The 18,557-nt window shown below is 66.7% G+C and carries 21 protein-coding genes and 1 pseudogene; 4 read left to right on the top strand and 18 right to left on the bottom strand.

Translation table 11 applies throughout. The features are described from left to right. Window positions 1–74: 74 nt before the first annotated feature. The 13 genes from N4S67_RS25160 to N4S67_RS25100 all read right to left on the bottom strand — a co-directional run bounded on the left by N4S67_RS25160 (window position 75) and on the right by N4S67_RS25100 (window position 9,967). Window positions 75–725, bottom strand: a complete 651-nt coding sequence (locus tag N4S67_RS25160) for a sensor domain-containing protein (protein ID WP_260995728.1) — start codon at window positions 723–725, stop codon at window positions 75–77. Window positions 726–728: 3 nt separating this feature from the next. Continuing rightward, entirely contained in the window at window positions 729–1,157 is a 429-nt protein-coding gene (locus tag N4S67_RS25155; protein WP_260995727.1) for an organic hydroperoxide resistance protein, read from the bottom strand. Between the two features lie 46 nt (window positions 1,158–1,203). Then, window positions 1,204–2,664: a catalase gene (locus tag N4S67_RS25150; RefSeq protein WP_260995726.1), complete on the bottom strand. Its 1,461-nt coding sequence runs from the start codon at window positions 2,662–2,664 to the stop codon at window positions 1,204–1,206. A 183-nt stretch (window positions 2,665–2,847) separates the two neighbouring features. Continuing rightward, on the bottom strand, window positions 2,848–3,246 hold the full coding sequence (locus N4S67_RS25145) for a hypothetical protein (protein WP_390893514.1): 399 nt from the start codon (window positions 3,244–3,246) through the stop codon (window positions 2,848–2,850). Window positions 3,247–3,320: 74 nt separating this feature from the next. Then, entirely contained in the window at window positions 3,321–3,542 is a 222-nt protein-coding gene (locus N4S67_RS25140; RefSeq protein ID WP_260995837.1) for an anti-sigma factor family protein, read from the bottom strand. Window positions 3,543–3,547: 5 nt separating this feature from the next. Further along, entirely contained in the window at window positions 3,548–4,183 is a 636-nt protein-coding gene (locus N4S67_RS25135) for an RNA polymerase sigma factor (RefSeq protein ID WP_260995724.1), read from the bottom strand. Continuing rightward, entirely contained in the window at window positions 4,180–4,353 is a 174-nt protein-coding gene (locus N4S67_RS25130) for a hypothetical protein (protein ID WP_260995723.1), read from the bottom strand. The genes N4S67_RS25135 and N4S67_RS25130 overlap by 4 nt, the downstream gene beginning before the upstream one ends. 134 nt (window positions 4,354–4,487) lie before the next feature. Beyond that, window positions 4,488–4,847: a hypothetical protein gene (locus tag N4S67_RS25125; protein WP_260995722.1), complete on the bottom strand. Its 360-nt coding sequence runs from the start codon at window positions 4,845–4,847 to the stop codon at window positions 4,488–4,490. 101 nt (window positions 4,848–4,948) lie between these two features. Continuing rightward, entirely contained in the window at window positions 4,949–6,052 is a 1,104-nt protein-coding gene (locus N4S67_RS25120; protein WP_260995836.1) for a DUF4185 domain-containing protein, read from the bottom strand. 35 nt (window positions 6,053–6,087) lie between these two features. After that, window positions 6,088–7,122, bottom strand: coding sequence for an aspartate-semialdehyde dehydrogenase (locus N4S67_RS25115; RefSeq protein ID WP_260995721.1), 1,035 nt, complete (start codon window positions 7,120–7,122; stop codon window positions 6,088–6,090). Window positions 7,123–7,149: 27 nt separating this feature from the next. Continuing rightward, window positions 7,150–8,415: an aspartate kinase gene (locus tag N4S67_RS25110; RefSeq protein ID WP_260995720.1), complete on the bottom strand. Its 1,266-nt coding sequence runs from the start codon at window positions 8,413–8,415 to the stop codon at window positions 7,150–7,152. Between the two features lie 78 nt (window positions 8,416–8,493). Further along, entirely contained in the window at window positions 8,494–8,943 is a 450-nt protein-coding gene (locus tag N4S67_RS25105; RefSeq protein WP_260995719.1) for a hypothetical protein, read from the bottom strand. 40 nt (window positions 8,944–8,983) lie between these two features. After that, on the bottom strand, window positions 8,984–9,967 hold the full coding sequence (locus N4S67_RS25100; protein WP_390893513.1) for a sigma-70 family RNA polymerase sigma factor: 984 nt from the start codon (window positions 9,965–9,967) through the stop codon (window positions 8,984–8,986). Window positions 9,968–10,057: 90 nt separating this feature from the next. Here N4S67_RS25100 and N4S67_RS25095 point away from each other — a divergent pair, with 90 nt between their 5' ends. Both N4S67_RS25095 and leuA read left to right on the top strand, forming a co-directional pair. Next, window positions 10,058–10,831: an SDR family NAD(P)-dependent oxidoreductase gene (locus N4S67_RS25095; RefSeq protein WP_260995717.1), complete on the top strand. Its 774-nt coding sequence runs from the start codon at window positions 10,058–10,060 to the stop codon at window positions 10,829–10,831. A 163-nt stretch (window positions 10,832–10,994) separates the two neighbouring features. Further along, entirely contained in the window at window positions 10,995–12,839 is a 1,845-nt protein-coding gene (leuA, locus tag N4S67_RS25090) for a 2-isopropylmalate synthase (RefSeq protein WP_390893512.1), read from the top strand. Here the strand turns inward: leuA and N4S67_RS25085 are convergent. From N4S67_RS25085 to N4S67_RS25075, 3 genes are read right to left on the bottom strand one after another with little or no spacing between them, the layout of a single operon-like run. Then, the gene (locus N4S67_RS25085) at window positions 12,836–13,402 is read right to left on the bottom strand and encodes a TetR/AcrR family transcriptional regulator (protein WP_260995716.1); all 567 of its coding nucleotides are present in this window, start codon (window positions 13,400–13,402) and stop codon (window positions 12,836–12,838) included. The genes leuA and N4S67_RS25085 overlap by 4 nt on opposite strands. Beyond that, window positions 13,402–13,848 (bottom strand): hypothetical protein, encoded by a 447-nt coding sequence (locus N4S67_RS25080; protein ID WP_260995715.1) that lies wholly within the window; start codon window positions 13,846–13,848, stop codon window positions 13,402–13,404. The genes N4S67_RS25085 and N4S67_RS25080 overlap by 1 nt, the downstream gene beginning before the upstream one ends. 43 nt (window positions 13,849–13,891) lie before the next feature. Next, a complete protein-coding gene (locus tag N4S67_RS25075; protein WP_260995714.1) occupies window positions 13,892–14,881 on the bottom strand; it encodes a DEDDh family exonuclease in 990 nt (329 codons plus the stop codon). Between the two features lie 85 nt (window positions 14,882–14,966). On the opposite strand from N4S67_RS25075, the gene N4S67_RS25070 reads away from it, so the two are divergent. Together N4S67_RS25070 and N4S67_RS25065 are read left to right on the top strand one after the other, a co-directional pair. Then, on the top strand, window positions 14,967–16,235 hold the full coding sequence (locus N4S67_RS25070) for a Mur ligase family protein (RefSeq protein WP_260995713.1): 1,269 nt from the start codon (window positions 14,967–14,969) through the stop codon (window positions 16,233–16,235). Next, window positions 16,228–16,944 carry a type 1 glutamine amidotransferase gene (locus tag N4S67_RS25065; protein WP_260995712.1) on the top strand — a complete coding sequence of 239 codons (717 nt, stop codon included), beginning with the start codon at window positions 16,228–16,230 and terminating at the stop codon, window positions 16,942–16,944. Before N4S67_RS25070 ends, N4S67_RS25065 begins: the two co-directional genes overlap by 8 nt. A 2-nt stretch (window positions 16,945–16,946) precedes the next feature. Here N4S67_RS25065 and N4S67_RS25060 read toward each other — a convergent pair. Next, window positions 16,947–17,812, bottom strand: a pseudogene (locus tag N4S67_RS25060) (DUF559 domain-containing protein). A 133-nt stretch (window positions 17,813–17,945) separates the two neighbouring features. Beyond that, entirely contained in the window at window positions 17,946–18,557 is a 612-nt protein-coding gene (recR, locus tag N4S67_RS25055) for a recombination mediator RecR (protein WP_260995711.1), read from the bottom strand.

Genomic DNA, 18,557 nt, shown 5'->3' with positions numbered 1-18,557 from the left:
TCATCCATCTTTGACGAGGACTCCGACAAATCCCCGGGATTTTCATGACGCGTCGATGACGCGGACCCCTCGATTTATTGGCCGAGCGTGTTCTGCATCGCCCCGGCCAGCACGTTCACCGCTGGACCGCCGTTGCCGGATTGACAGACTTTCGCCTGCAGCAGAACGTTCTCGCGCTTGCGAGTCGTCGTGAAACACCGACGGTCGGTGCCCGCCTCCTGCTTGACCCAGTCGGCGTCCGTCCCCGTAGCCGGCCCGCCCGTGTAGGTCCACACCTGGGTGGTCAGGTTGTCGAGATGCATCGCGGTCGTCTGTCCGCTGCAGCCGACGGTCCGATCGACGACGCGCCGGAACGCGCGGTCGGCGGCGTCGACGGAGGCGTACACCCCGACGGCCTGCTTGACGAAGTGCGTCATGTCGGTCGGCGACTCCTGGGCCACCGCACCGTTGAAGGACGCCAGGTCCGGGTCGGCGTAGACGTCGGGCAACCCGATGTCGGCCCAGTTGTTGCACACCGGGTTGTCGACGTAGAACGCCTGGAATGGGTCGGTGAACGTCGACTCGAACCGCATCGTGGCGCCGACGATATTGCCCACCGACCCTTTGGGCAGCACGGCGTAATTCACCACGCCCGGATCGGACGGCCGCGCAGACGCGTCACCGACCGGCGCCGCCAGCGACAGTCCAAGAGCCAGACCGACGCCGGCGACGGCGGCGGCACGCATGAATCAGACCTTCGCCGACAGCGTGACGTCGATGTTGCCGCGGGTGGCCTTCGAGTACGGGCACACCTGATGTGCCTTCTCCATCAGCTCGTCGGCGGCGCTCTGCTCGAGGCCGGGCAGATAGCCGATCAGATGGGCGTTGATGCCGAACCCGCCGGACGGGTCCTTGCCGAAGCCGACCTGGGCCGTGATGCCGGTCGCGTCGTCGAGGTCGATCTTCTCGTTCTTGGCCACCAACCGCAGCGCACCGAGGAAGCAGGCGGAGTACCCGGCCGAGAAAAGTTCCTCGGGGTTGGTGCCCTCCCCGCTACCGCCCATCTCCTTCGGGTGGTTGGTGTTCAGGTCGATCCGGCCGGTCGAGGACTTCACGTGGCCTTCACGGCCGCCGCCGGTTGCAGTGGATTCTGAGGTGAAAACGACTTCGATGCTCATGGCCTTGATCATGCCAGCCCGCCATCCAGCGGCAAGGTGCCCCTCGTCACGCCCCGTTGCGATCGAGCTTCTGACGCACGCCCTCCTCGACCTTCTTGCCGAGGTCGGGGTCGACGTTTGACCAGTACTGGAACACCCGCGATAGCACCGGCTCACGCACGCCCTTGGTCACGTGGCCGATGATGTTGTGCGCCAAACGGTCTCGCTCATCATCGTTGAGCACGTCGCGCACCAGCGTGCCGGCCTGTCCCCAGTCGTCGTCGTCCTCGCGCAGCGCGTACGCCATGCGGACCATTTCGCCGTCGGACGCCCAGTGCACCTCGGCCGCCCGCCTCGGGTCGGCTTCCGGGCCACCCATCGAGTTTGGCGCGTACACGGGATCGGTCACGTTGTGGATCCGCATCGCGCCGTCTTTGGAGTAGGCGCGCACTTCGGTCCTGGGCTCGTTGACCGGAATCTGCTTGTAGTTGACGCCGAGGCGGTGCCGATGGGCGTCGGCGTAGGAGAAACCGCGGGCCAGCAGCATCTTGTCCGGGGACAGGCCGGTGCCGGGCACGATGTTGTTGGGCTCGAACGCGGCCTGCTCCATCTCCGTGTGGTAGTCGGTCACGTTGCGGGTCAGCGTCAGCCTGCCGACCTCGTGCAGCGGATAGTCGCCGTGCGGCCACACCTTGGTCAGGTCGAACGGGTTGAACCGATACGTCTTGGCGTCCTCGAACGGCATGATCTGCATGTGCAACGTCCAACTCGGGAAGTTGCCGTCCTCGATGGCGGTGTACAGGTCGCGTTGGTGGTAGTCGCCGTCCTCGCCTGCCAGTCGGTCGGCATCCTCCTGGGTCAGGAATTCAACGCCCTGGTCGGACTTGAAGTGGTACTTGACCCAGAACAGCTCGTCATCGGCATTGAGCCAGCTGTAGGTGTGGCTGGAGTAACCGTTCATGTGGCGCCAGGTCTTCGGAATCCCGCGGTCGCCCATCAGCCACGTGACCTGGTGGGCCGACTCGGGTGAGAGCGTCCAGAAGTCCCACTGCATGTGGTGGTCGCGCAGGTTGGTGGCCTGCATGCGCTTCTGCGAGCGGATGAAGTTCTGGAACTTCATCGGGTCGCGGACGAAGAACACCGGCGTGTTGTTGCCGACGATGTCGAAGTTGCCCTCGCTGGTGTAGAACTTCAGCGCGAAGCCGCGCGGATCTCGCCACGTGTCTGGGCTACCGCGCTCGCCTGCGACGGTGGAGAACCGGATCAGTGTGTCCGTGCGCGTACCGGGTTGAAACACAGCCGCTTTGGTGAACTTGCTGACGTCTGCGGTGACCTCGAAGTGACCGAACGCGCCACCACCCTTCGCGTGCGGCTGGCGCTCCGGGATGCGCTCCCGGTTGAAGTTGGCCATCTGCTCGATCAGGTAATGGTCGTGCAACAGGATCGGGCCGTCGGAGCCGACGGTGAGCGAATGCTCGAGGCTGGGGGCCGGGTTGCCTGCGTCGTTCGTCGTGTAGTTCTCGGTCATCGGGGGTCATCTCCTCGTCGGCGCTGTGCCACGAAATGCTGAGTCCCCCATTGTTGATCAACTCCAAACATCGCGGATCAGCAGGTCGCAGTTGACGACGAAGAGGACGCAGCGCGCCGAAATCCGACTTTTGTCGGTGTGCGCTCGCACTGTCCCGCCAAAAGTCGGAATTCGTCGTGTTGGCTACGGCCGGGCCGGCGCCGTCGTCGTCGGCGCGTCGGGCGAGCTGTCCGGTGACTGCGGTGCCTGCGGGCCGGAGCCGGGACCGAACGGCGGTCGCTCGTCGCCGCGCGGCCACATGGGAAACATCGGTGGCGGACCGCGGTGGATGACCGCGAAGTCGCGGTCGCCGTGGGGTCCGCCGCCCCCGCGGTGGTGGCCGCCGGAGCTCTTGCCGAGGATGAAGCCGGAGAAGAAGATCACCGCGACGATGAACACCACGCCGGCGACGATGCCCACCCATGCCGCGACGGCGGTGACTCGGGATCGGCGCCGCGGCTCCTGGTAGGCGGTTGCAGCCGGGGTGGCCGCGGTGACCGGCCCGGTCACTGGTTCGGACGAGGACGTCGTTGTTTCGCTCATGGGAATGATCATGCAAACGCTTCTGATGTGTCTGCGATGATTTGGCTATGAATCAGCTGTGAGCGTCGGCTGGCTCATCTCCAGTCGCGGAATGCGGCCAGCAGCTTGTCCCGAAACGCGGGATCGAGGTCGTCACGGACGTTGCCGAGCGTGCTGATCGTCGCGCGGAACTGCTGCAGGTAGTTGTCACAGCCGTCGCACTCCACCAGATGCATGTCGAACCGGGCGCGGGTGTCGAGATCCAGTGACCCGTCGAGGTAGGCGGTGACGAGTTCGACGAGTTCGTTGCAGTCCATCTCGTTCATGATTCGTCCGCCAGGTAGGTCTCGAGCGCTTGCCGCACGGCGGCGCGTCCGCGATGCAACAGCACTCGCTGATTCGCGATGGTGATGTCGAGCAATTCACACACTTCTTTCGAGTCGAAGCCGTACATGTCGCGCAGCGTGACCACGGTGCGTTGGTTGTCCGGAAGTTTGTCGAGTTCGCGCCGGGCCACCGCGACAAGTTCGCCGCCGAGGACCGAGCCTTCTGGGGTGTCCGGGAAGCGCGTCGGCGCCGCGTCGGCTTTCCAGTGCCCCGGCCACCGGTCGTCGGCGGGCCGGAACCGCGCCGAGTCGACCGTGCCCCCGGTGAACGCAGCCATCTCGGCGTCGGTGGCACGGCGGTCGCGGACGCCCCGCGCCTTGGCGATGTTGATCATCACCGTGAAAAGCCATGTGCGAAGCGAAGATCGGCCCTCGAACTTGTCGATTCCCTTGAGCAGGGCGATCCACGTCTCCTGCACGACATCCTCGGCGATCTCGTGTGCGGACACGTAACCGCGAGCCACTCTCCGCATGGCTGCGCTGTGGCGCTCGACGAGCGAGGCGAAGGCGCTCTCATCACCGGCCTGCAGGGCGGCGACGAGAGCGCTTTCGTTCTCTTCGACGGAGATCATCGTGCCGCGAGAGTAACTCCGGTCAACCGCGCCGCATGCAGGGATTCGCCGGGTGTGGTGAACCGGAAGCTCAGCGCGGCCACGGACAGTCCGACGATGGCGGCGCCCAGCTGGTCGATCTTCGATTCGACGGCGGCGGGGACGGCGATGCCGTTGCTGAATGTGGTCATGCCACTTCCTTCGGTTCCCGGCGGCAGCGGGTTGGCTGCTGCGTACGGAAAGTGAGTGCCTCGAAACGTCGAAAGCGTTACACGGGCTCGGCCCGCCACCGTCTTCGCGGGTGGCGGGCCGAGCTGGGAGGGCTTCAGTTTTGTGCGGTCAGGATCGGCGTGTCGGAGAGGACTGGCCGCTTGGGCGACACCGGCGCAGCGGGCTCAACCTCGGTCAGCACCGGCAGGGGGCCGCCGGTCTGCGGCCGCAGGCCCCCGCCACCGCGCTTGGGGGCAGTGGTGATGATGATGGATCCGCCGCGGCAGGAGACGATCTTGCCGTCGACGAACACGTCTTCGCCGTCGTGGATCGGAATGTCGTAGCCGTCGGCGTCGGTGTAGGTGCATCCGCCGGGACCGGACGGGTCGTTGTCGGTTGCGTAGGCGGTCGCGGGAGTGAGGACGATAACGGCGAAGGCGCCGAGAAGCGTTGCGGCGTAATTGAACTTGTTCATTGGTGTTTCCTCTCGTAGGTGATGAGGAAATACTCCCGCGTTCGTGCGCCTCACGTAATCGCCCCGCGGCCAGACTTCTTGCACCGCAGGGAAAGGGTTAGCTATCCGAAGGGATAGGGCTTCAAGGGGTTCACCGCGTACTGGATCACCCGATACGGCGCACCGCCGCGCGGACCGGTGTTCCACTGGCTGACGAACACGCGCACCTCCTCGAGTGTCGATCCGGGTGAGATGTATCCGCCGTACGGCTGTGCGAGCCGGTTGTTCTCCGGCGGTCCGAGATGGTCTACGGGCTCGGGCCATTCGGTCGCGACAACCACTGTGGTCACCGGCGCGGTGCCCAGTGCCGTCGGATCGGCGGCGACCCGCACCTCCATGTTCCCGGTAGTGGCGTTGAAGTACGACAGCACGGTCTTGCCGTCGATCTGGCGCACGCTCATCTCGCCGATCGAGTCCGGCCACAACGGCGTCGGCGGATGTCCCCAACCCAGCGTCGACGAGAAGCCCTGCCAGTTCGACCGTTCGTCGAACGTCTGCGGCGTCGCGCGGTACAGCACCACCGACGAACTGCGGTCGAAGTTGTTGGCGACGATGTACACCCAGCCGCTCGGCGAGTCGGGCCTGGGGATCGGGTCGTAGTATCCGCTGATCTGTGACTGGTGGTGTTCGGCGTACGACGCGTCGCGCTCCGAGCCCTCGACGGTGGGCCAATTGCCCTGCGCGGGATCGGCTTTTACCAACCGGGACGTCTGTGGTTTCAGATCGCGCGTCGTGGTGACCATCATGTAGTTCTCACGGTTGATCTGCACGACGCCTGCGGGCAATTGCGACGTCCCAGGCGGCGCTGCGTCCGCCAGCAGCGGCTTGGTGGTACCCATCACGCCGTCGTAACGTACGCCGTTCGGATCATCGATCGAGTCGGTTTCCACGTGCAGCGCGATCGGCGAGTACCAGCCACCGAAACCGACGCCCTGCCCGGCGAAGCTGTCGCCGCAGACCTGCAGAATTCCCCTGGTGAACTCCATGAACTCGCACAGGTCGGTGGCACCGACGCCGTAATCCTTTGTCGGCGTGCCGGTTCCCGCCGTCGGGCCGATCCGGATGACTTGGCCGGGCGCCAGCGGCGGCAGCACCGGATCCGGGATCGGCGCCGCGGGCTGGGCGTATGCGGCCGGCGCGGTCAGTGTCCACGCGGCGATCACCATCGCACCGACGGCGCGAACGCAAACCACCGCGCGCGCTAGAGCTGGGCGGCCAGCAACTCGGCGATCTGAATCGTGTTCAGCGCCGCGCCTTTTCGAAGGTTGTCACCAGAGACGAACAGCGCGAGGCCGCGCCCATCGGGCACACCGGGATCCTGTCGGATCCGGCCGACCAGCGACTCGTCGACACCGGCCGACGCCAACGGAGTCGGCACGTCGACCAACTTCACGCCGGGCGCACCGGCGAGCAGTTCTGCTGCCCGGGCGGCCGAAAGTGGTTGCGCAAACTCGGCGTTGATCGACAAGGAGTGCCCGGTGTACACCGGTACTCGCACACAAGTCCCGCTCACGGCGAGGTCGGGGATGCCGAGGATCTTGCGGCTCTCGTTGCGCAGCTTCTGGTCCTCGTCGGTCTCACCGGATCCGTCGTCGACCAGGGATCCGGCCAGCGGCACGACGTTGAATGCGATCGGCGCGACGTACTTGACCGGCGGAGGGAAGTTCAGCGCGCCACCGTCGGCCACCAGCTCCTTGCTGTCGCCGACGACGGCGCTGGCCTGCGCGAAAAGTTCCTCCACACCGGCGATTCCACTGCCTGACACCGCCTGGTAGGTGGAGGCGATCATCCGCACCAGCCCGGCCTCGTCGTGCAGTGGCTTGAGTACCGGCATCGCGGCCATCGTGGTGCAGTTGGGGTTGGCGATGATGCCCTTCGGGCGGTTCGCCGCGTCGCGTTCGAAGTTGACTTCGCTGACCACCAGCGGCACGTCGGGGTCCTTGCGCCAGGCCGACGAGTTGTCGATCACGATGGCGCCCGCCTCGGCGAAGCGCGGCGCCTGCACCCGCGACATCGACGCGCCGGCGGAGAACAGGGCGATGTCGAGGCCGGACGGGTCGGCGGTCGCCGCGTCTTCGACCTCGATCTCCTGGCCCCGGAACGGCAGCTTCTTGCCATGCGAGCGGGCCGAGGCGAAGAACCGCACGCCGGTGGCAGGGAAGTCGCGCTGCTCCAGCAGCGCCCGCATCACCTGGCCGACCTGACCGGTCGCGCCCACCACACCGATGTTGACCATGGCTAGTCTGTGCTCCTCACGTCGGCGCTACCGTCCCGTCCCCGCGTAGACCACAGCTTCCTCGTCGCCGCCGAGGCCGAACGCCTCGTGCAGCGCGACGACGGCCTTGTCGAGCTCGGTGTCCTTGATCAGCACCGAGATTCGGATCTCCGAGGTGGAGATCAGGTCGATGTTGACGCCCACCTCGGCCAGCGCCTCGCAGAACTTGGCGGTGACGCCGGGATGGCTGCGCATGCCGGCGCCGATGAGTGAGACCTTGCCGATGTGGTCGTCGTAGAGCACCTTGGAGAACCCGATCTCGTCCTGCAGCGACGTCAGCTTCCCTACCGCGCCCGGTCCGCTGTCACGGGAGCAGGTGAACGTGATGTCGGTCTTGCCGTCCTCGATCTTCGAGATGTTCTGCAGCACCATGTCGATGTTCACGTCGGCGTCGGCGACAGCGCGGAACACGCTGGCGGCATAGCCCGGTACGTCGGGCAGTCCGACAACGGTGACCTTCGCCTCGCTGCGGTCGTGGGCGACTCCGGTCAGGATGGCGTCTTCCATGGGGGTGTCCTCTATCGATCCTTTGACGAGAGTGCCTGGCTTGTCGGTGTACGACGACCGCACGTGAATCGGAACGTCGTACCGGCGGGCGTATTCCACGCACCGCAGCATCAGCACCTTGGCGCCGCACGCGGCCATCTCGAGCATCTCCTCGAAGGTGACGTTCTTGAGGTGCTTGGCGTTCGACACGATGCGCGGATCGGCGGTGAAGATGCCGTCGACGTCGGTGTAGATCTCGCACACGTCGGCCCGCAGCGCGGCGGCCAGTGCGACCGCGGTGGTGTCCGACCCGCCGCGGCCCAGCGTCGTGACGTCCTTGCTGTCCTGGCTCACGCCTTGGAAGCCAGCGACCAGCACGATCAGGCCCTGGTCGAGCGCCTCGCGGAGGCGGCCGGGGGTGACGTCGATGATCTTGGCGTTGCCGTGGGTGCTGGTGGTGATCACGCCGGCCTGTGATCCGGTGAACGACCGCGCTTGGGCGCCCAGCGAGTCGATGGCCATCGCAACCAGCGCGTTGGAGATCCGCTCGCCCGAGGTCAGCAGCATGTCCATCTCGCGCGCGGGCGGGGCGGGGCTCACCTGCCTCGCGAGATCAAGCAGGTCGTCGGTGGTGTCGCCCATCGCGGAGACGACCACGACGACGTCGTTGCCCTGCTTCTTGGTCTCGACGATGCGCTCGGCGACACGGCGGATGCGCTCGGCGTCCGACACCGAGGATCCGCCGTATTTCTGTACGACGAGCGCCACTGCGAAACCTTTCGAGTCCTGGAAAAGATCCCACCAAGGATAAGGGGTCTGCGCACCCGATTTATCCCGCCGGTGGCGTCACGAACAGGCGTCGGACAATTCGGCGAGCTTCTGTGAGATCTGGGTGCTCAACGCATCCATCTCGAACACCACCGGCGGGGTCGGGGCGCCGGGCGCGCGTGACTGCGCCTGCGTGCGCAGCGTGCCCAACTTCTCGACGAAGTCGTCGGCCAGGGTGGCGACCTGGCCCGCGGTGAACGCGAAGTCCGGGGCGCTGACGTTCTGGGCGCGATCGGCCAGACCGTCGGCCCACGCCCGGTAGGCGGCCTCTTCGGCCTGGCTGGGAACCCCTTCGGACTTTCCCGACGCGGACCCGATGACCTCGGTCTGCGCCTGGTTGAAGTCCAGCAGTTCCTGCACCGGCCGGCACTCCTGCGGCGGCTGGAACGCGACGCGGTTCACGATGAGCGCGACGGCGACGACGACGAGGACCGCGATCGCGATCCACCAGCGCCGGTCGAGGTTCACGGCAGCGACTCTAGCGACCGTCAGGCGCGCCGCCTCGGCCCTAGCGACGCGGCAACGAGCGCGGCAAGCCGAACCACGCGAGAACGCTGCTGTCGAAACGCGTCATCGCGCAGATCCGGTCGCCGGACAGCGTCAGCACGTACAAGCCGACGCCGGGGCGGGTCCCCGCGGACGTACGCAGGTACACCCCGAACGCTGGTTGGCCGTTGGCCCCCGTCGGTATCAGATCGAACCTGCGACCGGCGTCGAACAACCGGCTGCAGAACCGGAGCACCAGCACGCGGCCCTCGTATTCGAAGGGCATCGGCGGCATCGCGATGAACACGTCGTCGGTCAACAGGGACACCAGCGCTTCGAGGTCGGCGGCTTCCCACGCCCTGACGAACCTGCTCACGGTGGTGCCCGCGTGAGCCGAGCCCGCTCTGGGTGCGTCGGTGCGTCGGTCGTGCAGCCCGGCGCGCGCACGCCGCAGGGCGCTGTTGACCGATTCGACGCTCGAGTCGAGCATCTCGGCCACTTCGGCCGCGCGGAACGCCAGGACGTCGCGCAGGATCAGGACGGCTACCTGGCGGGGCGGCAGCAGTTGCATAGCCGTCACGAACGCCAGCGAGATCGACTCCGCCTGCTCGACACGCGCTTCCGGGCCAGGCTCGCCGACGTCGTGGAGATCATCGGGAAACGGCTCCAACCACGGGACCCGACCAAGCCTGGTCGGCTCGGGTGGCTCGACGCCGGGAACATTCCATTCCGCAGCGGAGCGCCTGCTCGCCGAACGCCTGGCGTTGAGGCACCGATTGGTGGCGATTCGGTAGAGCCAGGTCCGCAGTGAGGCGCGTTGTTCGAACTCGCCGAAACCCTGCCAGGCGGCCAGCAGGGTGTCCTGAAGTGCGTCCTCGGCGTCCTGCAGGGAGCCCAGCATCCGGTAGCAGTGGGCGTGCAGTTCCCGTCGATGCGGCTCGGTCAGCCTCCGGAACGCGTCGCCGTCTCCTGCCCGCGCCCTGGTCATCAGGTCCGCTGTCACCACATCCACCTTCGTACAGACACCGGCGGCCGCGGGAACTGGTCGCTTCCGCAGCGGCCGGTTCGGTCGGTTCGCGGGGTCTTCATAACCGTGATGCTTGACGACAAAGTTGCGGTGATCTATGGCGCGGGCGGCGCGATCGGTGCGGCGGTGGCGCGGGCCTTCGCGTCCGAGGGTGCGACGGTGTTCCTCGCCGGGCGCCGTCGCCAGACGGTGCAGGTCGTCGCGGAGGATCTGAACGTCGACGGCGCGCAGGTCGACGCCCTCGACGAGCGGGCGGTCGACAGCCACTTGCAGTCCGTCGTGGACCAGGCAGGCCGGGTCGACATCGTGTTCGACGCGGTGGGCATACCCAACGCGTCGATTCTCGGCGTGCCCATGACCGAGTTGGGCGTCGAGCAGTTCTGTGCGCCGATCGCGACGCATGCCCGGTCCTACTTTCTGATCGCCCGGCTGGCCGCGCGGCGAATGGTCCCGAACCGCTCGGGGGTCATCATGACGGTCACCGCGCTGCATTCACGGACCGGCATTCCGCTGGTCGGCGGCTACGGGCCCGCGCAAGCCGCCAAGGAGGCACTCACGCGCGGGCTATCGGCGGAACTGGCGCCGCACGGCATTCGCGTCGTCGGGTTGCGACCGCAGGCCATGCCGGAGACGCCGACGATCAGGGATGCCTTCGAGCCGCGTGCCGCCGCGTCGGGCGTGACGTGGGAGCAGTGGCAGGAGGCCCTGGCGGGCAGGACGCACGCCCGCCGGTTGATGGCGGTCCGTGAACTGGCGGACGTCGCGGTCTTCGTGGCCTCGGACAAGGCAAGCGCGATGACGGGGACGACGGTCAACCTGACGTTGGGCAGCCTGGACGACTAGCACGAGCTGGCATTTTGGCTTGCCTGCTCGGCTTGCTAGAGTTGCGGGGTGCAGCGGGTGCTCCTTCTCGGCAGCCGCGACGGGGTCTGATCAGACCGGCTTCCCGTCGCGGGTGTTCGCGATGCGCCGGTCGTGAGTCCACCGACAACCCGGAGCAGACACCGTGACCACCTTCTCGAGACCCGCACCAGATTCACCTGACGCCTTCTCGTCCGTACGTCAGATCACCACGCCGTCCGGCGACCCCAACCCAGGCCAACCCGTCTGGAACACCCAGCGCAGCAGCGCGATGCCGGTCAGCCGATACCGCAGCTTCGCCGACGAGGTGCCGGGCGGGAGCCCGGCGTCGGGCACAGCATCGGTTCCGTTTGACCGCACCTGGCCGGACAAGGTCATCGACCGCGCGCCGATGTGGTGTGCCGTCGATCTGCGCGACGGTAACCAGGCCCTGATCGATCCGATGAGCCCCGCCCGCAAGCGACGGATGTTCGATCTGCTGGTGCGGATGGGCTACAAAGAGATCGAGGTCGGCTTCCCGTCGGCCAGCCAGACCGACTTCGACTTCGTCCGCGAGATCATCACCGGGGGCGCGATCCCCGATGACGTCACGATTCAGGTGCTGACGCAATGCAGGCCCGAACTGATCGAGCGGACCTTCCAAGCGTGTGAAGGCGCCCCGCGCGCCATCGTGCACTTCTACAACTCGACGTCGATCCTGCAACGCCGCGTGGTGTTCAAAGCCGACCGCGAAGCGGTGAAGAAGATCGCCACCGACGGCGCGCGGATGTGCGTCGAAGAGGCCAAGAAATACCCCGCCACGTTGTGGCGCTTCGAGTACAGCCCGGAGTCCTACACGGGCACCGAACTGGAGTACGCGGTCGACGTCTGCAATTCCGTCGCCGAGATCATCGCGCCGACCCCCGAGGTGCCGTTGATCGTCAACCTGCCCGCCACCGTCGAAATGGCCACCCCCAACGTCTACGCCGACTCGATCGAGTGGATGAGCAGGCACCTGAGTCCGCGAGACTCGATCATCTTGAGCCTGCACCCGCACAACGATCGCGGAACCGCCGTCGCCGCAGCCGAATTGGGGTATCAAGCCGGTGCCGACCGCATCGAGGGCTGCCTGTTCGGCAATGGTGAGCGCACCGGCAACGTCTGCATCGTCACGCTGGGCCTGAACCTGTTCTCGCGCGGCGTCGACCCGCAGATCGACTTCTCCAACATCGACGAGATCCGGCGCACCGTCGAGTACTGCAACCAGTTGCCGGTCCCCGAACGGCACCCCTACGGCGGCGATCTCGTCTACACCGCGTTCTCGGGCAGCCACCAGGACGCGATCAACAAGGGCCTGGACGCCATGAAGGTCGCGGCCGACGAGCAGGACGCCGACGTGGACGACCTGCTGTGGCAGGTGCCCTATCTGCCGATCGATCCGAAGGACGTGGGCCGCACCTACGAAGCCGTGATCCGGGTCAATTCGCAGTCGGGCAAGGGCGGGGTGGCCTACATCATGAAGGCCGATCACGGGTTGGCCCTGCCGCGCCGGCTGCAGATCGAATTCAGCCAGGCGATCCAGAAGATCACCGACGGCGAGGGCGGCGAGGTCTCGCCGAAGGAGATGTGGGACGTCTTCGCCGAGGAGTACCTGACGCCTGTCCGGCCGCTGGAGCGTATCCGTCAGAAGGTCACCGCATCCGAGGTCGACGGCGGCACCGACACCATCGAGGCGGTGGTGAAGATCGACGGCGTCGAACGCGAGATCGTCGGTGCAGGCAATGGTCCGCTCGCGGCCTTCGTGGACGCGTTGGGCGCCGTCGGCATTGACGTGTCCGTGCTGGACTATTCCGAGCACGCGCTCTCGGCAGGTGAAGAGGCCCAGGCTGCCGCGTACGTCGAGGCGTCGGTCGGCGGCCAAACCGTGTGGGGCGTCGGCATCGCGACGTCGATCACCACCGCATCGCTGCGCGCGGTGGTGTCGGCCGTGAACCGCGCATCACGCGACTAGTCGAGGAAGACATTCAGCAGTCGGTTCACAAGACCGGCGGCGTCCTGTGTGCCCGGTTCGGGCGCCAGGGTGAGGTTGCTGAACACAAAGCCGTTGAGCAGCCTGCTGATTTCGTCCATCCTCTCCGGCGCCGGGGTGAAGCCGGCGGCCTCGAATATGAGTGTCGCCGACTTCACCGCGGCCGCCTGGAGGTCCTTCATCAGCGGTCGCAATTCCTCGCGGCGCGTGCTCTCCATGAACAGTTCGAACCGCGCCAGAGTCCAGCGGCGAACCTGGTCGTCGGGATCGAGCATCCGAGTCAACAACGTGCTCAGCGCATTTCGATCCATGGGGCCGACGCCTTTCTGCAGCGCATCGACGCGCTGCCAGTGCAGGTCCACGGTGCGTGCGGCGGTCGCCTCGAGCAGCGACTGACGGGTGCGGAAGTAATTCGACGTGGTGCCCGCAGGCACGTCGGCCCGGCTGTCGACCTGTCGATGAGTGAGACCCCCGACACCGTCATCGCACAGGATGTCGATGGCGGCGTCGAGGATCAGGTTGCGACGTTCCGGGTTGGGCGGCATCAGTTCCTATAGCGCAGTTTGAAGAACATCGTGAGAAGCGCAGCGTAGAACGGGAACAGCAGATAGCTGAACCAGACTGCGAAGAAGTCGAAATAGAAGTCGACGTTGTCGCGGATCACGCCGAAGTAAACGTGCATCGGGACACTGAGTCCGATGTAGACCAGCGACCACGTGAAGAAGATCTTGTGCGGAGTGTTCGCGAACTCGACTCGACGCGCGAGCAGAATTCCCGCGACTGCTGCGTATGTCATGGGTACGAGCAACACCTTGTCCGTCGTCGGTGTCATCACGTACTGCAGCGCGGCGTCATCTCCGAAAACGACCCGATAGAGGTGCATGCAGAACCCCATCGCGATGGTGAGCATCGCCGCTTCGCGGAAGAAATAGCCGTGCCGGCGGTAAAAAGCATGGATCGACGGCCGCTGTACTACATCTGTAGTGGTCATAAGAGCGACGCTACCACTACGGGTGTAGTGAATACAAGATCCGTCAGAACAGCGCGAACTGGTCGCCCGCCAGCGTGGCGTCGGCGAACTCCTCGATGCCGGTGCCGCCGACGACCGACCCGAGGTGGCGCATGAACTCGTCGTCACGGACGAGCGGCACACCGAGTTCGTTGGCCTGATATCCCTTGCCGTGCTCGGGTGCGGGGTCGTTGCAGATGATCAGCGACGTCTCGAGGTCGATGTTGTCGGTGTAGGACAAGCCGGCGTGCACGATGCGTTCGACGAGTTCTTCGTGCGTTCGGATGACCTCAGCGGACAGTGCGACGCGCATACCCTGCACAAGCGGTCGGCCCTCCACGTACCGCCCAGGGTTCAGATACGGACAGGGCAGCCGCGACGCCACCGCCTTGAACGGACGCAACTCGTCGTGTGTGACAGCGCCGTTGGGCCAGCGGCGCCGCGTCACCGGGTGCACCGGCAGCCAGACTCTGCGCTCACGGGCGCGGAACAGCACCGGTTTGAGGATCTGCGCCAAAACCATCGCGTCGTCGAGCGCGTCGTGCGGCTTCATCTGCGTGATGCCCCAATGCGCGGCGAGGGTTTCCAGCCGCAGATTGTCGGTGCCCAGGTCCAGGCGGCGGGTCAGTTCGACGGTGCACATCACGGTGTCGACGGGCAGTTCCGCGCCGACGAGTTCGGCCTCGGCGGCCAAAAACGAGTAGTCGAAGCCGACGTTGTGGGCCACCAGTGTGCGTCCCCGCAGGAGCTCGACAAGGTCGCCGACGATGTCGCCGAATCGGGGCTGGCCGGCCAGCATCTCCGCAGTCAATCCGTGCACGTGAGTGGGCCCGGGATCCACACCGGGATTGAGCAGGCTGTAGAGACTGTGTTCGACGTTGCCGTCGTCACCGAGCGCCAGGGCGGCGATGCTCACCACGCGGGCCTGCCCAGGACGGAATCCCGACGTCTCCACGTCGACGACCGCCCAGCCCGCACCGGGCTCGTTTGCCGGCCGGCCCCAGGATTGGTCCACGTTTCGAGAATGGCACGAGCCCCTGACAAACCCGGGACATCACCGGATCGCTCGTCCAGCGTGTCGGCTACCTAAGATGCCGGGGGTGGTCACCACACGAGGACGAATCGCGCTCGCCGCGGGCGCAGGCGCGCGCTGGGCGTCGCGCGTCACCGGCCGCGGCGCAGGCGCGATGATCGGTGGCCTCGTCGCCCTGGCCCTCGACAAATCCCTGTTGAGCCAACTCGGCGCGGGCCGTCGCACCGTGGTGGTGACCGGCACCAACGGCAAATCGACCACCACCAGGATGGCCGCGGCGGCGTTGCGCACCATCGGGGCAGTGGCCACCAACGCCGAAGGCGCGAACATGGATGCCGGCCTGGTCGCCGCGCTGGCCAGTGCGCGCGACGCAACGCTGGCTGCGCTGGAAGTCGACGAGATGCACGTGCCGCATGTGGCCGACGCCGTCGATCCGTCGGTGATCGTGCTGCTGAATCTGTCGCGCGACCAACTCGACCGGGTGGGTGAGATCAACCACATCGAACGGACGTTGCGGGCCGGGCTGGCGCGGCATCCGTCCGCGGTCGTCGTCGCGAACTGTGACGACGTACTGATGACGTCGGCGGCCTACGACCACCCGAACGTGGTGTGGGTGGCCGCCGGGGGCAGCTGGGCCAACGACTCCGTGAGCTGCCCTCGCTCCGGTGAGATCATCGTCCGCGAGGACGTCGAATGGTATTCGACCGGAACCGACTTCAAACGACCGAACCCGCAATGGTGCTACGACGAGGCGAACATCCATGGGCCGGGCGGCTTGTCGATGCCGATGACGTTGGCACTCCCGGGCGCGGTCAACCGCGGCAACGCCACCCAGGCGGTTGCGGCCGCGGTGACGTTGGGGGCCGACCCGGCGGCCGCCGTCGCGGCGGTGTCCGGTGTCGACGAGGTCGCCGGTCGTTATCGCACGGTCCGTCTCGGCGCGCACACCGCCCGCGTGCTGCTGGCCAAGAATCCGGCCGGCTGGCAGGAGGCACTGTCGATGGTCGACAAACACGGTGCGGGCGTGGTGATTTCGGTCAACGGGCAGGTGCCCGACGGCGAGGACCTGTCTTGGCTGTGGGACGTGCGGTTCGAGCACTTCGACGACACGCAGGTGGTGGCCGCCGGTGAGCGTGGAACGGACCTGGCGGTGCGACTGGGCTACGCCGGCGTCGAGCACACGCTGGTGCACGACACGGTGGCGGCCATCGCGTCGTGCCCGCCGGGTCATGTCGAGGTGATCGCCAACTACACCGCGTTTCTGCAACTCAACAGGGTTTTGGAGCGACATGGTCGCAGGGGGCGGGAGCGAAGCGACGGGGGGGAGAATGCCTGAGTCGACGGTGCGGATCGGGTTGGTGCTGCCCGATGTGATGGGCACCTACGGCGACGGCGGCAACTCGGTCGTCCTGCGGCAACGGCTGCGGATGCGCGGCATCGACGCCGAGGTCGTGGAGATCACGCTGTCGGATCCGGTGCCCGCCGAGTTGGATCTCTACACGCTCGGCGGCGCCGAGGACTACGCGCAGCGACTGGCCACCAAGCACCTGCAGCGGTATCCGGGTTTGCAACAGGCGGCGGAGCGCGGCGCGCCGGTGCTGGCGATCTGCGCGGCGATCCAGGTGCTCGGGCACTGGTATGAGACGTCGTCGGGCGAAAGGGTCGACGGGGTCGGGATGCTGGACGTGACGACGTCGCCGCAGGATCAGCGGACCATCGGCGAGGTGGTGTCGCAGCCCATGCTGACCGGTCTGTCCGACCGGCTGACCGGCTTCGAAAATCACCGCGGCGGAACGGTATTGGGCTCCGACGCCAAACCGCTGGCGAAGGTGGTATCCGGGGCGGGCAACCGCGCGGGCGACGGTCTCGACGGGGCCGTGCAGGGCAGCGTGGTCGCGACGTATCTGCACGGGCCATGTCTGGCCCGCAATCCCGAACTCGCCGACCACCTGTTGAGCCAGGTCGTGGGCGACCTGCCGCCGTTGGAGATCGACGAGGTCACCCGACTTCGGCGGGAACGCCTCGCAGCGCCGCGGCGCGTCTAGCGCTACGCGGCGTAGGCGTTCACCTCCACGGGGCAACCTCTTCTGATCAGGGCCGCCTCGACCCTGGCGAGCCACTCCCACGGCCGTTCCTCGGCGATGACGCGAATGACCGTCCAGCCCATCGACTCCAGCATCCGCAGCCGAGCGATGTCCTTGACGTACTGGCGGCGGTTCGTGCGGTGGTGGTCACCGTCGTACTCGACCGCAACCTGAAAGTCGCGCCACCCCATGTCGAGCCACGCCTCCGGCCGGACGCCGATCACCACGGGTATCTGCGTCTCAGGGCGGGAAAGCCCGCGTCGTGCAACGACAATCGGACCCGGGACTCTTGCGGCGACGCCGCTCCCCCGTCGACGAGGGGAAGCAGCTCGCGTAGTTGCCGAACACCTCTCGCGCGCGGATACCGCTGCGCGAGGGCCGCCACTTCGGCGATGTCGAACGACTGGTTCCACATCAGCGCGTCGAGCCGGGCCAGTGCCTCCGGCCGGTAAAGGTGGCGTCCCATGTCGAACGCCGTTCGCACTCGTGTGGTGACCGGAAGGCCGGCGATGCGGGTGATCTCGTCGTCGGCGATCCGTTCGGAGCGGGGTGCGAGTCCGTCCTGCGGCTGACTCTTGACGCCTGCGACCTCCACCGGCACGGTGGGGTCGACCCATGGCGCGCCGTGCAACGCCGACGCGGCGACTCCTGCGATCACACCCTTCCGCCTCGTGGTCAACCACGCCCCGATCGCCCGGTCACGCAACGTCAGGTCGCCGTCTTTCGCAGCGAACACCCCGCGATAAATCGGTGTGTACCAGCGTCGCAGTTCATGACGCGTCACCACGCCGGCGGCGACCGCTTCACCACCCAGAATCACGTCAACCATGCCTGCATCGTGCCCCGCGGCACTGACAGGTCCACGAGATCCGAGTTCTGTAGCGGAAGTTCGAGTAGACGTCGACAAAACTCGGATTTCGGCGCGCAGAGATTCAGGTGCGCAGCCAGCGGAAAAAGGGCGACTAGGCCATCGCGCGGCGGCCGGCCAGCGCGCGGCCAAGCGTCAACTCGTCGGCGAACTCGAGGTCGCCGCCCATGGGCAACCCCGAGGCGATTCGCGTCACGGTGAGCCCGGGGATGTCGCGCAGCATCCGCATCAGATACGTCGCCGTGGCCTCACCCTCGGTGTTCGGGTCGGTAGCGATGATCACCTCGGCGATGTCCACCCCGTCGACTCGGTCACCGATCCTGGTGAGCAGCTCGCGGATTCGCAGCTGCTCGGGTCCGATTCCGGACAACGGGTCGAGCGCGCCGCCCAGCACGTGGTAGCGCCCGCGGAACTCGCGGGTGCGCTCGACGGCCTGCACGTCCTTGGGCTCCTCCACGACGCACACCACCGAGCCGTCGCGGCGCGCGTCCGAGCAGATCCGGCATCGTTCGTCGTCGGACACGTTTCCGCACACCGCGCAGAACGTGACACCGTCGCGGACCTTGCTCAGCACCGCGGTCAGCCGGTCGATGTCCGGCGGCTCGACCGACAACAGGTGGAACGCGATGCGCTGCGCACTCTTCGGCCCGATGCCCGGCAACTTGCCGAGCTCGTCGATGAGATCCTGGACCGGGCCCTCAAACAT

Source organism: Mycobacterium deserti (assembly GCF_025345615.1).
Taxonomy (GTDB): domain Bacteria; phylum Actinomycetota; class Actinomycetes; order Mycobacteriales; family Mycobacteriaceae; genus Mycobacterium; species Mycobacterium deserti.
Note: the sequence above shows the minus strand (reverse complement) of the source record. Positions and strands in the feature narration are given on the sequence as shown.

Coding starts and splice junctions, on each gene's coding strand:
- N4S67_RS25065 (WP_260995712.1), top strand. CDS start 16,228: ATGCCTGAGTCGACGGTGCGGATCGGGTTGGTGCTGCCCGATGTGATG.
- N4S67_RS25115 (WP_260995721.1), bottom strand. CDS start 7,122: ATGGTCAACATCGGTGTGGTGGGCGCGACCGGTCAGGTCGGCCAGGTG.
- N4S67_RS25145 (WP_390893514.1), bottom strand. CDS start 3,246: ATGAGCGAAACAACGACGTCCTCGTCCGAACCAGTGACCGGGCCGGTC.
- N4S67_RS25130 (WP_260995723.1), bottom strand. CDS start 4,353: ATGACCACATTCAGCAACGGCATCGCCGTCCCCGCCGCCGTCGAATCG.
- N4S67_RS25150 (WP_260995726.1), bottom strand. CDS start 2,664: ATGACCGAGAACTACACGACGAACGACGCAGGCAACCCGGCCCCCAGC.
- N4S67_RS25120 (WP_260995836.1), bottom strand. CDS start 6,052: ATGGTGATCGCCGCGTGGACACTGACCGCGCCGGCCGCATACGCCCAG.
- N4S67_RS25085 (WP_260995716.1), bottom strand. CDS start 13,402: ATGCCGCCCAACCCGGAACGTCGCAACCTGATCCTCGACGCCGCCATC.
- recR (WP_260995711.1), bottom strand. CDS start 18,557: ATGTTTGAGGGCCCGGTCCAGGATCTCATCGACGAGCTCGGCAAGTTG.
- N4S67_RS25080 (WP_260995715.1), bottom strand. CDS start 13,848: ATGACCACTACAGATGTAGTACAGCGGCCGTCGATCCATGCTTTTTAC.
- N4S67_RS25125 (WP_260995722.1), bottom strand. CDS start 4,847: ATGAACAAGTTCAATTACGCCGCAACGCTTCTCGGCGCCTTCGCCGTT.
- N4S67_RS25095 (WP_260995717.1), top strand. CDS start 10,058: ATGCTTGACGACAAAGTTGCGGTGATCTATGGCGCGGGCGGCGCGATC.
- N4S67_RS25155 (WP_260995727.1), bottom strand. CDS start 1,157: ATGAGCATCGAAGTCGTTTTCACCTCAGAATCCACTGCAACCGGCGGC.
- N4S67_RS25135 (WP_260995724.1), bottom strand. CDS start 4,183: ATGATCTCCGTCGAAGAGAACGAAAGCGCTCTCGTCGCCGCCCTGCAG.
- N4S67_RS25160 (WP_260995728.1), bottom strand. CDS start 725: ATGCGTGCCGCCGCCGTCGCCGGCGTCGGTCTGGCTCTTGGACTGTCG.
- N4S67_RS25140 (WP_260995837.1), bottom strand. CDS start 3,542: ATGGACTGCAACGAACTCGTCGAACTCGTCACCGCCTACCTCGACGGG.